This window comes from Halobaculum sp. D14, from assembly GCF_051195135.1.
Taxonomy (GTDB): domain Archaea; phylum Halobacteriota; class Halobacteria; order Halobacteriales; family Haloferacaceae; genus JBNTKA01.
In genome coordinates this window covers 247,278-262,330 of the sequence record NZ_JBNTKA010000002.1, presented here as the reverse complement: position 1 = coordinate 262,330, position 15,053 = coordinate 247,278, and the positions used below count along the sequence as shown (strand labels likewise).

The 15,053-nt window shown below is 68.5% G+C and carries 17 protein-coding genes; 6 read left to right on the top strand and 11 right to left on the bottom strand.

Going from position 1 to position 15,053, the window contains the following annotated elements; genetic code table 11:
* Positions 1–63: 63 nt before the first annotated feature.
* From ACQUST_RS07130 to ACQUST_RS07110, 5 genes are all read right to left on the bottom strand, one after another.
* Positions 64–1,050 (bottom strand): hypothetical protein, encoded by a 987-nt coding sequence (locus ACQUST_RS07130; protein WP_435126803.1) that lies wholly within the window; start codon positions 1,048–1,050, stop codon positions 64–66.
* 197 nt (positions 1,051–1,247) lie between these two features.
* Entirely contained in the window at positions 1,248–1,997 is a 750-nt protein-coding gene (locus tag ACQUST_RS07125) for a VOC family protein (RefSeq protein ID WP_435126801.1), read from the bottom strand.
* A 74-nt stretch (positions 1,998–2,071) separates the two neighbouring features.
* Positions 2,072–3,151 (bottom strand): hypothetical protein, encoded by a 1,080-nt coding sequence (locus ACQUST_RS07120; RefSeq protein ID WP_435126800.1) that lies wholly within the window; start codon positions 3,149–3,151, stop codon positions 2,072–2,074.
* 83 nt (positions 3,152–3,234) lie between these two features.
* Complete coding sequence (locus tag ACQUST_RS07115; protein ID WP_435126798.1) at positions 3,235–3,711, bottom strand: hypothetical protein; 477 nt, start codon at positions 3,709–3,711, stop codon at positions 3,235–3,237.
* Positions 3,711–4,820, bottom strand: coding sequence for an OBG GTPase family GTP-binding protein (locus tag ACQUST_RS07110; protein WP_435126797.1), 1,110 nt, complete (start codon positions 4,818–4,820; stop codon positions 3,711–3,713). Before ACQUST_RS07110 ends, ACQUST_RS07115 begins: the two co-directional genes overlap by 1 nt.
* 167 nt (positions 4,821–4,987) lie before the next feature.
* On the opposite strand from ACQUST_RS07110, the gene ACQUST_RS07105 reads away from it, so the two are divergent.
* From ACQUST_RS07105 to ACQUST_RS07080, 6 genes are all read left to right on the top strand, one after another.
* Complete coding sequence (locus ACQUST_RS07105; RefSeq protein ID WP_435126795.1) at positions 4,988–5,191, top strand: VNG_1110C family protein; 204 nt, start codon at positions 4,988–4,990, stop codon at positions 5,189–5,191.
* A 72-nt stretch (positions 5,192–5,263) separates the two neighbouring features.
* On the top strand, positions 5,264–5,641 hold the full coding sequence (locus ACQUST_RS07100) for a DUF7541 family protein (protein WP_435126793.1): 378 nt from the start codon (positions 5,264–5,266) through the stop codon (positions 5,639–5,641).
* A gap of 154 nt (positions 5,642–5,795) precedes the next feature.
* Complete coding sequence (locus ACQUST_RS07095; RefSeq protein WP_435126791.1) at positions 5,796–6,194, top strand: DUF6684 family protein; 399 nt, start codon at positions 5,796–5,798, stop codon at positions 6,192–6,194.
* 103 nt (positions 6,195–6,297) lie between these two features.
* Positions 6,298–8,028, top strand: coding sequence for a cbb3-type cytochrome c oxidase subunit I (locus ACQUST_RS07090; RefSeq protein ID WP_435128145.1), 1,731 nt, complete (start codon positions 6,298–6,300; stop codon positions 8,026–8,028).
* 348 nt (positions 8,029–8,376) lie between these two features.
* Positions 8,377–8,670 carry a DUF7520 family protein gene (locus ACQUST_RS07085; RefSeq protein WP_435126790.1) on the top strand — a complete coding sequence of 98 codons (294 nt, stop codon included), beginning with the start codon at positions 8,377–8,379 and terminating at the stop codon, positions 8,668–8,670.
* A gap of 123 nt (positions 8,671–8,793) precedes the next feature.
* Positions 8,794–9,192, top strand: a complete 399-nt coding sequence (locus ACQUST_RS07080; protein ID WP_435126788.1) for a universal stress protein — start codon at positions 8,794–8,796, stop codon at positions 9,190–9,192.
* A gap of 82 nt (positions 9,193–9,274) precedes the next feature.
* Here ACQUST_RS07080 and ACQUST_RS07075 read toward each other — a convergent pair whose 3' ends face one another.
* From ACQUST_RS07075 to ACQUST_RS07050, 6 genes are all read right to left on the bottom strand, one after another.
* A complete protein-coding gene (locus ACQUST_RS07075) occupies positions 9,275–9,976 on the bottom strand; it encodes a thioredoxin family protein (protein WP_435126786.1) in 702 nt (233 codons plus the stop codon).
* The gene (locus tag ACQUST_RS07070) at positions 9,973–10,725 is read right to left on the bottom strand and encodes an ABC transporter ATP-binding protein (protein WP_435126784.1); all 753 of its coding nucleotides are present in this window, start codon (positions 10,723–10,725) and stop codon (positions 9,973–9,975) included. The genes ACQUST_RS07075 and ACQUST_RS07070 overlap by 4 nt, the downstream gene beginning before the upstream one ends.
* The gene (locus ACQUST_RS07065) at positions 10,722–11,480 is read right to left on the bottom strand and encodes an ABC transporter ATP-binding protein (RefSeq protein ID WP_435126782.1); all 759 of its coding nucleotides are present in this window, start codon (positions 11,478–11,480) and stop codon (positions 10,722–10,724) included. Before ACQUST_RS07065 ends, ACQUST_RS07070 begins: the two co-directional genes overlap by 4 nt.
* On the bottom strand, positions 11,477–12,592 hold the full coding sequence (locus ACQUST_RS07060) for a branched-chain amino acid ABC transporter permease (protein ID WP_435126781.1): 1,116 nt from the start codon (positions 12,590–12,592) through the stop codon (positions 11,477–11,479). Before ACQUST_RS07060 ends, ACQUST_RS07065 begins: the two co-directional genes overlap by 4 nt.
* Entirely contained in the window at positions 12,589–13,542 is a 954-nt protein-coding gene (locus ACQUST_RS07055; RefSeq protein ID WP_435126779.1) for a branched-chain amino acid ABC transporter permease, read from the bottom strand. Before ACQUST_RS07055 ends, ACQUST_RS07060 begins: the two co-directional genes overlap by 4 nt.
* A gap of 111 nt (positions 13,543–13,653) precedes the next feature.
* Complete coding sequence (locus tag ACQUST_RS07050) at positions 13,654–15,009, bottom strand: substrate-binding protein (protein WP_435126777.1); 1,356 nt, start codon at positions 15,007–15,009, stop codon at positions 13,654–13,656.
* Between the last annotated feature and the right edge of the window lie 44 nt (positions 15,010–15,053).

The following is a 15,053-nucleotide window of genomic DNA, read 5'->3' as shown; positions in this document are numbered from 1 at the left end:
TCTTTTTCGACAGCGAACCGGAAGCGGCCGTTCGTTCGCGTCGGGCGTCGACGAACGCCGCCGTCAGGCGCCGACGTGCGAGTCGGCCAGCGGCGTGAGGCGGAACGCGACGAACGGGACGATGTAGCCGAAGCAGTAGCCGAGCAGGTGCGTGAACACGTTCAGAACGGTGCCGTCGCCGGGCGAGACGGCCGGGAACGCCGGGAACAACAGCAGCACCGACAGCGCCGCCGCGACCAGCACCACGCCGCCGTATCCGTCGCCCGTTCCGGCCGGCGCGACGACGGTGTCGGCGATAGCACCGCCAGCCGACCGGAGGACCGCTCGGCCGTACACCGCGACGGCGACGACGCTCGCGACGCCCGCCGCGGCGCTCGCCGTCGACAGCGGCACCGCCCAGAACGACACCACGGCCGTCCCGACGAAGAACAGCGCCGGCGACGCGTCAGCGACAGCGGCGACGGCGGCGCCGCTGACGGGGGCGTCGGTGTCGGTAGTCGCGTACGCGCCTTCGTCGGCGTCTGCGTCCGCGTCGACGTCTCCAGGCGCGCCGTCGACGCAGTCCGCGACCGCCCAGGTGATGGCGTGCGGCAGGAAGCCGAGGAACGCCATGTTGAGCCCGGAGAAGCCGTAGCCGATGCTGTGGCGCGGGAACAGCATGTTCAGCGCGGACAGCGCCCACGGGAACGCGACGAGCACCGCGACGAACGTGACGAAGAACAGGCGGCGGCGGCCGCTCCGGGCGCTCAGCGCGAGCGCGACGGGGACGACGGCGAGGTAGACGAGGAGGTTCGACGCGAGGTGGCCGACCGAGAGGTGGACGAAGTGGGAGGCGTACATCGCCGGCAGCGTCGGCTCCGCGTACGCGAGCGCGTACGACAGCTTCGTCGGTCGCGGCAGCGCGAACACGGCGAGCAGCACCGCCGGAACTCCGGCGACCACCAGGACGTCCGCGGGGCGAACCCGGTGGGCGACCGCCGCGACGGCGGCGTCGGCGCCGGAAATCAGGCGCGGGAGCCAGCCGGCGCCCTCGTTGAGTGAGTCGGTCATAGCAGTCGATGGCCGAACGGGCCCACCGCCGAATCCGGGCGGCGCGCCGTTCAGCAGGTGTGGCTGGCCGGACGACGCCGACCGGTATGTACGCTTGGGCCGAACTATTACGCGAGATAATTAGCGGGGGTGCGGCGCGAAACCAGGTCAGCTTCGGGACGGAACCGGGTCAGCAGGTCGCGGAACGGCGGTCGGCGTCAGACCAGTTCGATTTCGTGGCCGTCCTGGTCTTTGGTGAACGCGTAGCGGAAGTCGCAGGACTCGGGGTCGCGGTAGTCTTCGGATTCGCGCTCCAGGACGGTCGCCCAGTCCTCCTCTAGGTCGTCGACGGAGACGGCGAGGTGGCCCCAGGCGTCGCCGAGGTCGTAGCTGCGGCCGTCGTAGTTGTAGGTGAGTTCGACCGACATCGCCTCCTCGGCGGCGCCCTCGGCCTTCATGAAGTAGTTCGCGAACGTGTCCGCCTCCCAGCGGCCGGTGTGTTCGTACTCGAAGGTGCGGAGCCAGTAGCCGAGCGCCTCGGTGGCGTCCTCGACGCGAATCATGGTGTGGTCGAGGCTCCAGCGGGCGCCGTGGTCGCGCTGCACCAGCTCGATTTCGTGGCCGTCCGGGTCCTTCACGAACGCGTAGTTGCCGCCGCAGGACTCGGGGTCGCGGTAGTCCTCGACGCCGGCGTCCATCAGCTCCTGGTAGGACGCTTCGAGGTCTTCGACGCGCACCGCGATGTGGCCCCAGGCGTCGCCCATGTCGTAGCTGCGGTCGTCGTGGTTGTAGGTGAGTTCGAGCGTCGACCCCTCCTCGTGCATGTCCTCCGGGCCGAGGTGGACGTTGGTGAACGTCTCGGCGTCCCACCGGCTCTTCTCCTCGTAGCCGAACAGCTCGGTGTAGAACTCCATCGCCTCGTCGAGGTCCTCCACCCGCATCATCACGTGGTCGAGATTGAACGTCATACGCGATGCGTCGGGCGCCGGACCCATATCCCTACCGGAGCCGGGCGACGCCGCCGCGACGTCACAGGCCCGGTTCAGAAGCGCTGCGGGCGGCGGTCGGGCGTGAAGTTCGGGTCGACGTCGTCGACGGTCGCCTCGACGGTGTCGGCGGCGAAGCCGGGCGCCTCGTTCAGTTCGTACGTGTCGGCGCGGGTCGCGGTCGCCTGGCGGAGTGCGGCGCCGTACGACCCGGCGGAGAACGGCGCGAGCGCGTCTCCGTACGTCGATTCGAGGTCCGCGAACAGCCGCGCGCGGGCGGTCTTTCGTTCGTCGGCGAGCGTCCGGTCGGCGGCGGAGCGGCCGTCGACGTCGACGAGCCAGTCGTCGTGTTCGCCGTGCCGGACCGCCCAGAGGTGCCGCGCGTGCCGGTACCGGAGCCGAGCGGTGCGGCGGAGGCCGTCGGTCACCCGGTCGTCGAGCGAGGCGTCCGCGCCGGCGACGTCGCTGACGCGGTAGTTCAGGTAGACCACGTCGCGGCAGAGCCGCTGCAGCGGCGTCTTGTCGAGCACGTCGACGCAGACCACGTCGCCGCCGTGGCGCACCCGCATCGTCGGCGCGTCGCCGTCGGTGTCGACGACGCCGGTCCGCGGGCCGACGAGCAGCCGGAAGCCGGCGCGGAGCGCGAACAGGTGCCACCACTCAAGCAGGCCGTCCGCGGCGGCGTCGCCGGTCAGCGGCCAGCCGAACGCGTCGGCGTCGACGGTGCGGGTCGGCGTCGCGTCCGCGGCCGGCGCGAGCGTCTCCGGGTCGCAGTCGTCGGCGGCGTACTCGCGGGTGCGGATGCCGTCGGCGAGCGCCGGAATCACGTCGACGGCGAGCGGAACCGCGAGGAACGGCCGGACGCCGTCGCGGGTCACGACGAACAGGTGGAAACCGGCGAACGGGACGAGTTTGTCGCCGATGTCGGCGAGCCGGGCGTCCATCACCGCGGAGTCGGTGTCGAGCCAGTGCGGCGGCGTCACGCCGTCGCGGAACGTCTCGCGCGCGACGTAGTCGTCGAGCCGACCGACGAACTCGTCGACCGAGGCGTCCACGTCCACGCGGTACACCTTGAACCGCCTGTCACCGCCGCCGCGACGGTTCTGCTGAAAACACACGAGGGCGTCCGAGTCCATGCGTGCCCATCGCCCGCTCGGCCGGGATAACCGTTGCCCGCCGAGTACCGCGATTGATTCTCGGTCCCGGTGGCCCGAGCAGTTCAGGCGTCGGAGCGAGCGGCGCGAGCGGCGCGGTAGCGCCACGCCGCGACCGCCCACAGAAGCAGCGAGCCGACCGGGTATGTGCGCTGGGCCGGCGACGCCGCGAACGACGACGCGACCACGACGTTGGCGGCGCCGGCGACGGCGAGCAGCCCCGCGGTGACGCGGCCGTCCTCGGCGTCGACGAAGCCGAGCGCGGCGGAGCCGACCGCGAGCAGCCAGCAGGCCGCCGCGGCGACCCAGCGGCCGAGCAGCGGCGACGACGAGTACGCGAGGTACGTCAGGAGCGTCCGCGCGACGACCGGGTCGAGGCTGACGCCGCCCCACGCGAACCGCAGAAACGCGCGGCTCCCCGGCGAGACCTGAATCGACCACGGAACCAGTCCGCACAGCAGCACGGCGGCCAGCACGCGGCGCGGCGACGACGCCGGCAGCGCCCGCGCGAATCGGTCGCGGAGCCGCGCCGAGTCCGCCATCACTTCCGGGCGACGATGCGGAGCACGTCCTCGTCGGCGAGTTCGTGGTCGCGGCCGACCTGCTGGTCGTCGTGGACCGCGGAGTCGCCGGAGACCCGCGCGAACTTGAATCGGTCGTCGAAGCTGCCGCCGAGTTTCTCGCAGGCGTCGCCGACCGTGGCGCCCTCCCGGAGCACCAGCGGCTCGTCGTAGTCGACGCCGCGGCCCGGCTTGTCCATGTAGATGCGGATGAGTCCGAGCGCCTCCCAGATCTCCTCTTTCAGGCCGTCGAGCCCCTTCTCCTCCGCCGCGGAGATGAAGATGGCGTCCTCCGGGTCGATGTCGTGTTCGCGGAGGTTCTCGTGGACCGTCGGCAGGTACGCCTCGTCGATGAGGTCGGCCTTGTTGACGGCGACGATGGACGGCACGTACTCGCGGTTGTCCATGACGCCGTCGACGAGTTCGTCGATGGTGAGGTCGTGCGGAATCGTGACGTCGGCGTTGACGAAGCCGTGCTCGCGGAGGACGCTCTTCACCGTCTCCTCGTCGAGCGAGACGTCGTCGCGCATCGTCACGCGGATGCCGTCCTTGTGCGTCTTCCGCACCGAGATGTTCGGCGGCTCCGTGTCCAGCCGAATCTTGTTCTCGTACAGTTCGTACCGCAGCCGCTCGTACTGGTCGATTTCGAACACCGAGAGCATGAACACGACGAGGTCGGCGGTCCGAACCACCGACAGCACCTCCTTGCCGCCGCCGCGGCCGCCGGCGGCGCCCTCGATGAGCCCCGGGACGTCCAGAATCTGGATGTTGGCGCCGCGGTACTGCAGCATGCCGGGGTTGACGTCGAGCGTCGTGAACTCGTACTCGCCGGTCTCGCTTTCGGCGTTCGTGAGCGCGTTGATCAGCGTGGACTTCCCGACCGACGGGAATCCGACGAGGGCGACGGTGGCGTCGCCGGTCTTCTCGACCGCGTAGCCGTGGCCGCCGCCCGAGGAGGACTGGTTTTCGAGTTTCTCCTTCTTCTGCGCGAGTTTCGACTTCAGCCGGCCGATGTGCGCCTCGGTCGACTTGTTGTACGGAGTCTCCGCGATCTCCTCGCGCAACTCCTCGATCTCCTCCTCCAGTCCCATCACTGAACAGTCGGCGGTCCGGCCGCCTAAACGCTTCCCTTCGCCGTGGCCGCATCTCCGGGTCGCTGCCGGCGAGCCGCTCGCGAACCGGTTCTCCTCGGAGTCTCGCCGCTGAATACTTCGATACGGTTATACGTGGTGCTGGTCAGATTGCTGGTACGAACGAGATGCCGGACCCGTCCCGTCTCCGAGACAGCACGCAGATCGTCCTCCCGTGCGACGCGCTCGACGGCGTCCGCACCGATCTCGAAGCGGAGTTCACAGTGACGGTGTTCTCGGTGGACGACGCGGAGTGCCGCATCATCGGGAGTCCGGTCGAAATCAAGGCGGTCTCCGAGTTTCTCGCGCGCCACGGCGTCACGCTCCCCTGACCCGACGCTCGCCGCCCGCCGTCCGGGCCGCGACACCGATGCGCTTACCATCCACAGGACGTAACCACCGGTATGGACGAGACTCCGGGGCTGAGCGACCAGTACCGGATGGCGAGCCCGTGGCCGCTGTTCGTCGCGCTCGGGCTCCCCATCGCGGAGCTCGGGCTGCTGCTCGGGCTGCTTCCGCTCACCGTCGGCGGGCTGTTCCTGTTCTGCGGCAGCATCGCCGGGATGGTGCAGGAGGCGGGGTACACCGAGACGCCGTGGCGCGCGCTCGCGGTCGTCGCCGTGCTGACCGTGCTGCTCGGCGCCGCGCTGGTGTACGCCGAATCGTACACGTCCGTCTCGGTGGCGGCGCGCGGCTACGCCGCCGTCGGCGCGGGCGCCGTGATGCTGCTCGCCGGCGTCGTCGGCGAACTGTTCAGCTACGACACCGACGTCGCGGTCTGACGCCGGAGCAGCCCCAGCGTCGACGCGACGCGGCGACGCCGGATTTTCTCGACGCCGACGCGGAGTCGCGACCGTCGGCCGCGGCGTTCACCGGGGCGGTCGCGACGCCCGCCGAATCAACAAGGTATTTGGCCGCGCTGTACGAGGTCCGCGTATGGCCACCATCTTCGACAGGGACACCCTGCTGGACCTGACGGTGAACGCCATCCCGCTGGGCATCATCCTGTTCTTCGTCGCCGTGTTCCTCGCGCTCGACCCGTGGGGAGGCATGGACACGCTCGGGAAGGTGCTGCAGATGGGTCTGCTCGCGTTCCCGTTCGTCGCGCTCGCCATCCTCACGTACGTCTCCGGGAAGGCCGTCGCCGGCGACGAACACCGCGCGAAGGTGTTCTTCCAGGGGCAGGCGACCCTCGAGGACGCACCGACCAAGGAGGAAGCCGAAGCGGAGACGCACGTCGCCGACGAGGCCGAAGAGGCCGCCGACGGCGACGACGCGGACGACGAGGAGAAGGACGCCGCTGCCGACGCGGACGACGAGGACGACGAGGAGTAACCGCCGGCCGGGCGGCGGCCGCGCCGGACCCGAATCTTTCTTGTGCTTCCGATTCTGACCGTTTCCCATGGAGATTACCGGCCAACTACTGCTGACGGCGCTCATGGGGCTGCTCCTCGTGGGCGTGGCCGCCTTCCTCGCGAGGGTCGAGGACTGGCGGTCGTACACCCCCATCGGCGCCGGGGGGGCCGTCGGTGAGACAGAGCACGGCCACGGCGAGAAGCCGGCTGGACTCATTCGCTGGCTCACGACCGTCGACCACAAGGACATCGGGCTGCTGTACGGGACGTACGCCGTCATCGCGTTCGTCGTCGGCGGCCTGATGGTCATCGGGATGCGGACCGAGCTCGCGACGCCGTCGATGGACGTGCTCGGCTCCGCGACGTTCTACAACTCCCTGATGACGAGCCACGGCATCACGATGCTGTTCCTGTTCGGGACGCCCGTCATCGCGGCGTTCTCGAACTACCTGATTCCGCTCGTCATCGGCGCGGACGACATGGCGTTCCCGCGCATCAACGCCATCGCGTTCTGGCTGCTGCCGCCGGGCGCGCTGCTCATCTGGGCCGGGTTCTTCCCGATTCCGGACGTCATCCCGGCGCAGACCGCCTGGACGATGTACACGCCGCTGTCGGCCGGCGTCGGCAACGGGAACCAGGCGAACGTCGGCGTCGACCTGATGCTGCTCGGCCTCCACCTCACGGGGGTTTCGGCGACGATGGGCGCCATCAACTTCATCGCGACCATCTTCACCGAGCGCGCCGAGGAGGTCACCTGGGCGAACCTCGACATCTTCAGCTGGACGATTCTGACGCAGTCCGGCCTGATCCTGTTCGCGTTCCCGCTGCTCGGCTCCGCGCTCGTCATGCTGCTGCTCGACCGGAACTTCGGGACGACGTTCTTCGCGGTAGGGGGCGGCGACCCGATTCTGTGGCAGCACCTGTTCTGGTTCTTCGGCCACCCCGAAGTCTACATCCTGGTGTTGCCGCCGATGGGCATCGTCAGCTACGTCCTCCCGCGGTTTTCGGGGCGGAAGCTGTTCGGGTTCAAGTTCGTCGTCTACTCAACGCTCGCCATCGGCGTGCTGTCGTTCGGCGTCTGGGCGCACCACATGTTCGCGACCGGTATCGACCCGCGGCTCCGCGCGAGCTTCATGGCGGTGTCGCTCGCCATCGCCATCCCGTCCGCCGTGAAGACGTTCAACTGGATCACGACGATGTGGAACGGCCGGCTCCGGCTCACCGCGCCGATGCTGTTCTGCATCGGGTTCGTCAGCAACTTCATCATCGGCGGCGTCACCGGCGTGTTCCTCGCGTCCATCCCGGTCGACCTGGTGCTGCACGACACGTACTACGTCGTCGGCCACTTCCACTACATCGTCATGGGCGCCATCACGTTCGCCGGCATGGCCGGCATCTACTACTGGTTCCCGCTGGTCAGCGGCCGCTGGTACCAGCGCCGCCTCGCGAAGGCGCACTTCTGGCTCTGGATGGTCGGCACCAACGTGACGTTCTTCGCGATGGTGCTGCTCGGCTACGGCGGCATGCCGCGCCGGTACGCCACCTACCTGCCGAAGTTCGCGACGCTCCACCAGATCGCGACGCTCGGCGCGTTCATGCTGCTGCTCGGCGGCATCATCTGGGTGTACAACGTCGTCGTCTCCTGGCTGGAAGGCCCGCGGGTGCAGAGCGGCGACCCGTGGAACCTCGAAGCGGACGACCTCAACACCGCCGAGTGGGACTGGTTCGAACAGCAGCGCGACTCCGACGTCCCCGCGGTCACCGACGGCGGCGAGGAGACTGACGTTCGGACGGACGGCGGCAGCGACGAGTAAGCCGCGTCCGACGCGGACACCGCGGTTTTCTGCGATTCAGGGCGACTTTCGTGCCGGAGCCGACGATGCACGGACAGCCAGCCGCGGCGCTCCAGGCTGACTGAGACGAGAGAAGCGACCGGCGGGTCCACGACCGCACCAGCGACCCGCCGCGTGACGGGGCTACGCGAGCACGAGGACGAGTCCGGTCGCGAACATGAGCAGCGCGACGGCGCCGAGGATGACGCCGAGGAGGTCCTTGTCGGTCATCGTCGGCGGTTCGACGCGGAGCAGCAAAGGCGCGTCGGTGTGGCCGCTCGGCGCCCCCGGGAACGTAAACCCTATTCGCGGACACACCGAATTTCGGCCGTGACCGACTCCGAGCAGGCGGACGACGCGCGCGGGCGCCGCGGGCCGAGACTGGTGTTGGTGCTGTACGGCGCGCTGGTGAGCATCGCCGGCGTCGGCGGCGCGCTCATCCCGGTGTTCGTCGACGACCTGTCCGCGCCGGCGCTGTTCGGCGTGTTCGCACTCCCCGTATCGCCCGCCGGATTCGCCGTCTACGGCGCCGTCACCATCGCGTTCGTGCTCGGCGTCCCGCTCGCGCTCGTCGTCTACGTCTCCCACCGCGTCGACGACCCGGACGCGGTCGGCCGCGACTGACCTCGACCGAATCCGTCGGCACCTGCCCGGGCGGCGCGGCCGGCGTGCTTCGCTCCGGCCGCTCTCACGGCGCGGGGTCCGTCGAAACGACTAATTCGGTGCCGACTGAACAATCGAGTAGAAATGTACCACATTGTGCTCGGCGTCGACAAGGACGAGGAACACGCCGCCGCTGCCGCCCGCGAAGTGACGGAACTCCCCGGAACCGACGAGATCGAAGTGACGCTCGTCCACGTCTTCCAGGACAACCCGAGCGGCGCGTCAGCCGGGCAGGTCGGCGCGGTCCGCGAAGCCGAGGACGTCCTGACCGAAGCCGGCATCGAAGTCGACATCGCGGAGTCCAGCGGCGACCCGGCGGACGCCATCATCGAAATCGCGGACGACGTCGACGCCGACCTCGTCGTCGTCGGCGGCCGGAAGCGCTCGCCGACCGGGAAGGCGCTGTTCGGCTCCGTCACGCAGGCCGTCATCCTCAACGCCGGCCGCCCGGTGATGGTCACCGGCGTCACCGAAGAAGCGTAGCCGGCGCCGCAGCGTAGCCGGAGACTCGAACTCGAAGAAGAAAAGAAGAGACGCAGCGGGGACGGAGCGGCCCGAGCCGCGGTCAGTTCTCCGCGTCGCCGTACACGCGGTCCGCGGCCTCCTTCACGTCCAGCGGCTGCTGCCGGCCTTCGAGCCGGTCTGCGACGTCGCCGTCGCGGAACAGCAGCAGCGTCGGCGCCTTCGAGACGTCGAACGCCCGGAGGAACTCGGTGGCGTCGTCGCCGACCGCGACGCCCGCGGATTCGACGTCCGCGGGGAGCGCGTCGAGTATCTCCGGCAGGTCCGCTTTCATCGCCTCACAGGGCTTGCAGTCGCGTTTCCAGACGAACACCGCGGCGTCCGGGTGCTCCGTCCGGAACATCTCGTACGTCTCGTCGGTGAGTTCGTGCTGGCCGTCCGGGATGGGGGACGCCGGCTCGATTTCGACGACGAGCGCCGCCATCGTGGCGAGCGCCGGCTGCGCCGGCGGGTCGTCGAGGAACGACTGGAGCGCGAGGTAGGCGGCGAGTTCGGCGCGCGTCACGCCGAGTTCGTCGACGCGCCGCTCCGCCTCAGACCGGTCCAGCCCGAACGCGTCCGCGACGCTGTCGTGGAACCGCGCGTCGTCGGCGTCGAGGTAGCTGTCCCGGTACACCGCGTGCGTCGACTCGAACTCGTCGGTCGTGACGAGCGTGCCGTCGTCGAACTCGTCGACGACGCCGGCGGCGACCAGTCGGTCGAGCAGCGCCTCCGGGTCGACGTCGGCGGCCGGGTCGGTGCTCATACGCCGAGGTACTGTTCGCGGGTCTCTTCATCCTCCCGGAGCGTCTCGGCGCCGCCGGAGAACACCATCTCGCCCTGGTCGAGCACGTACGCCCGGTCGGCGATGTTCATCGCGGCGACGGCGTTCTGCTCGACGAGCAGGATGGTGGTGCCGGCGTCGGCGATGCGTTCGATGGCGTCCTCGACGGAGGCGATGATCTGCGGCGCCAACCCCTCGTACGGCTCGTCGAGCATCAGCAGGTCGGTGTCCTGCTTGAGCGCGCGGGCGATGGCGAGCATCTGCTGTTCGCCGCCCGACAGCGTCCCGGCCTTCTGGCTGGCGCGCTCTTCGAGCCGCGGGAACTCCTCGAACACCTCGGCGGTCGACATCCCCTGCCGGCCCATCGTGATGTCGCGGCCGACCCGGTTCGACCAGTTCCGGGAGACGTCCGACAGGTGCAGGTTCTCCTCGACGGTCAGGTTCGGGAACACGCGGCGCTCTTCGGGCACCAGCGAGATGCCGCGCGAGGAGATGTCCTCGGTGGTGTCGTCGGTGATGTCGTCGCCGTGGAACCGGATGGCGCCGTCGCGGACGTCCGGCGGCCGCGCGCCGGCGATGGAGCGCAGCGTCGTCGTCTTCCCGGCGCCGTTCCGGCCGAGGAGGGCGCACACCTCCCCTTCTTCGACGTGCATCGACAGGTCGCGGAGGATGTGGCTCTGCCCGTAGTAGGCGTCCACGCCCTCCACCGACAGCAGCGCGTCGTCGCTCATAGCTCCACCCCGCCGAGGTAGGCGTCCTGCACGGCGTCGCTGCCCTGCACCTCGTCCGGCGTGCCGTCCGCGATGACTTCCCCGCGGTTCAACACCAGGATGCGGTCGGCGATGCGGAAGATGACTTCCATGTCGTGTTCGACGATGAGGATGGTGAGCCCGAGTTCGTCTTGGAGCTGCTCGATGAGCTCGACGGTCGCTTCGGTTTCGTCGGGCGACATGCCCGCGGTCGGTTCGTCCATGAACAGCATCTCCGGGTCGGAGGCGAGCGCGATGGCGATCTCCAGTCGGCGCTTGTCGCCGTACGGCAGGCTGCCGGCCTCCTCGTCGGCGACGCCGCTGAGCTCGACGGCGTCGAGCATCCGCGCCGCGGTGTCGTGCACCTCGTCGAAGCCGCCGAGTTTCTTCAGGAAGTTGAACTGGAACGAGCCGTGTTCGGCGGCGAGCGCGGCGATAGTGACGTTCTCCTCGACGGTCATCTCCGGGAAGATGGACGCCGTCTGGAACGACTTGCTGATGCCGCGCTGCACCGACTCGTGTGGCGAGAGGTGCGTGATGTCCTCGCCGTCGAACTCGACGGTGCCGCGGGTCGGTTCGAGCATCCCGGTGATGGAGTTGATGAGCGTCGACTTCCCGGCGCCGTTCGGCCCGATGACCGCGCGGGTCTCGCCGGATTCGACCTCGAAGGACACCTCGTCGACGGCGACCAGCCCACCGAACTCCTTGGTGAGCCCGTCGGTTCGGAGCAGACTCACTGCTCGTCACCTCCGTCGTCGCCGCCCGGGCGAGCGAACCCGTACAGGTCGTTCAGCGCCCCGTGGACGCCGCGCGGGAACACCCACACGACGAACACGAAGATGGCGCCGAGGACGAGCCGCCACAGCGACCCGATGGCGCCGATGAACGGGAGGCTGACGCCCTGAATCACGTTCGAGACGTACTCGAAGATGAACGCGCCGAACACCGGGCCGACGATGCTGCCGGTGCCGCCGAGCACGGTCATGATGACGAAGTCGCCGGACGTGATCCAGTACAGCACGGTTCCGGGGTGGATGTACGACTCGTGGATGGCGAACAGGGCGCCGCCGACGCCGGCGAACACCGCCGAGATGACGAACGCCATCAGCTTGTAGCGGAACACGTTCAGCCCGACGAACTCGACGCGCTGTTCGTTCTGCCCGAGCGCCTCGAAGATGAGGCCGTACGGCGAGTTCACGATGCGGTTCGCCGACCAGATGGCGAGCAGCATGAACGCCGCGACGAACACGTACATCCAGGTGCCGAGGAACGGCAGCTGCGCCTCCAGCTCGATGACGCCGAGCAGGTGGCCGACCTGGACGTTCGAGAAGCCGTTGTCGCCGCCGGTGAGCCACGCGCCGGGTGCGAGCGCGTAGAAGTACAGCGCCTGCCCGAACGTCAGGGTGAGCACGGCGAAGTAGACGCCGGAGCGCTGAATCGACACGTAGCCGATGGGCCACGCGAGCAGCGTCGCGACGATGGCGCCGGCGATGACCATGACGATTGGGCTGCTGCCGACGGTGGCGAGCAGCGGCAGGTCGCTGGAGCTGACGATGCCGGCGGTGTACGCCGCGGTGCCGAAGAACGCGGCGTGACCGAACGACAGCAGCTCCGTGTAGCCGAGCAGGAGGTTGAAGCCGATGACGACGACGCCGAACGCGAGCACCAGCGCCGGCAGCCCGGCGTAGCCGCCGATGGAGAAGCCGGTGAGCGCGCCGACGAACCCGAGGACGTCGATGAGGACGAACGGGAAGAACAGCAGCGCGACGGCGGAGCCGATGACGACGGCGTCGTCGCGGTCGCGGAGCCGGCCGACGAGGCTGGCGGCCGCGTTCGTGTCGCTACTCATTCGGACACCCCCGTACTGCCGAAGATGCCCTCGGGCCGCACGATGAGCATCAGCGCGACGAACAGGTACAGCACGATCTGCGCCCACTGGGAGTACGTCTGCGTCATCGCGGCGACGATGAGTCCGAGCACCATCCCGCCGGCGATGGCGCCGCGGACCGAGCCGGCGCCGCCGACGACGATGGTGAGGAACGCCGGCACGAGCGCGCGCTCGGTGCCGACCTGCGGGCTGACGGTCTGAATCGACGCGCCGATGAGTCCGGCGAACGCGGCGAGCGCCGCGCCGAGCGCGAACACGAGGCTGTACGACCGGTTGATTTTGATGCCGAGCAGCCGCACCATCTCGGAGTCGTGCGTCCCCGCCTGCACCACGAGGCCGAAGTCGGTGCGTTCGACGATGATGAACGTCACGAGGATGACGACGGCGGCGATACCGACGATGAACAGCCGCCAGGACGGGTACAGCCCGATGATGGGCAGGTCGACGGGCTGAGCGATGTTGACCCCGAACACTTGCTGGGGCGTGATCGACTGGAACGTGTTCCCGCCGATGACGTTCCGCACCAGCTCTTCGGCGATGAGCGCTAACCCGAACGTGACCAGTAGCTGGTCGGTCTCCGGGCGGTCGTAGAACGGTTCGGCGACGAACTTCTCCATGCCGAGCCCGACGACGAACCCGACTATCGGGACGACGACGAGCGCGGCCAGGAAGCCGCCGTCGACGCCGAGAGTCGTGATGCCGAAGCTGTGTAAGAGCCCGGTCGTGAGCGACACCTCGCGGAACACCAGCAGTCCGGTGTACGAGCCGACGAGGTAGAGCGCGCCGTGGGCGAGGTTAAGGAACTCCATCGTCCCGAGGATGATGGTGAGCCCGATTCCGAGGAGCGCGTAAATCGCCCCCTGCTGGAGCCCGTTGAGAAGAATCGTTGCGATGTCAGCTTGCAATATCATGATTATTGTTTCTGTTCGACCGGATTTCCCGGCCGGTTGTTAGTAGTTGTCGGTAAGGTCATTCATTGACACTACGACGGTGGAAAGAACGGTCGAAGACGGCGACGTGGGCTATCCGCTGTTCTCGCCGCCGTAGTTGCCGAGGGTACAGTTCGCCGCCGGCCCGGCGTCACACGCGTACTGGACCTTGTCGCGGGGCGTCCGCTCGACGATTTCGAGCAGGTTCTTGTCGGTCTGCTCGCTCGGCGGTAGGCCGCGGCCGACCAGGACGTCGCGCATCGCCTGGTGGTCGCACTTCCGCATCAGCTCCTCGCCGAGACCCGCCTCGTTGTACGAGTAGCCTTCGAGTTCGCGGATGACCTCCGGCGGGTAGAACGTCTGGGCGCGCTCGACGGCGGCGGAGTACTGCAGCGCCTGCGTGTACGCGATGCGGGCCGCGTACGACGGGACGCGGTTGTACTCGTTCTGGAACGCGCTGAGGAACGACTTCGAGGCGTCGTCGTTGAGCTTCCAGTTCCAGTCGACGGTGCCGTACACGCCGCCGATGGAGTCGCTCGCCGCCTTCAGCATCAGGCGGTTGTACAGCGGAACGACGATCTTCATGTCGTTGTCGAGACCCGCCTGAATCGCCTGCGGCAGCGAGTTCGCGCCGTCCAGCCCGTAGTGGTTCAGGATGAGGACGTCGGTCTTCTCGCGCGGGACGTCCGAGAGGTACGACGAGTAGTCGGAGGTGCCGAGCGGCGTCGGCACCGAGTTGATCTGCGACCAGCCCGCCTCCGTGAGGAACTTCTTCATCGACTTCTGCTGGGACTGCCCCCACGTGTAGTCGGCGTACAGCTGGTAGAACTGCTTGTTCGCCCCGAACTCGCTTTTCAGGATGGGCGCCAGCGCGGCGCCGGTCATGTAGGCGTTGAACATCTCGCGGTGGCCGTACCGCTTGCACTCCGAGCCGGTGGTGGCGTTGGAGTGCGTGATGCACGCCATGAACTGCACCTTCTCCTGCTGGCACAGCTCCTGCACCGCGATGGCGACCGCCGAGGACGACCCGCCGGTGATCATGATGGCGTTGTCCCGCGAAATCATCCGCTGGGCAGACTGCCGGGCGGTGTCCGGCGAGGTCGCGGTGTCGCCGGTGACGGACGCGACCGTCTTGCCGAGCACGCCGTCGCCGCTGAGGTCGTTCCAGCTGTCGACCCAGCCGCCGCCGTTGTTGAGGTGTTTCTTCGCGAGGTTGTAGCCGCGCAGTTCGTCCTGTCCCTCCTGGGAGTAGGAGCCGGACTGCGGGACGTTGAAGCCGTAGACGACTTCGCTGCCCTCGACCGGGTAGTTCCCGAGCGCCGGGTATTCACTGCTGCCGCCGCCGGTGACTCCTGAACAACCGGCGAGGCCGGCGAGTCCTGCGGCGCCTGCTGCACCTGACGTCTTCAGCACATCACGCCTGCTAAGCGCTTTGGTATCCCGTGCCATGCCCCTACCGCAGGCCACATTCTTAATGAACTTTTTGTGTATAT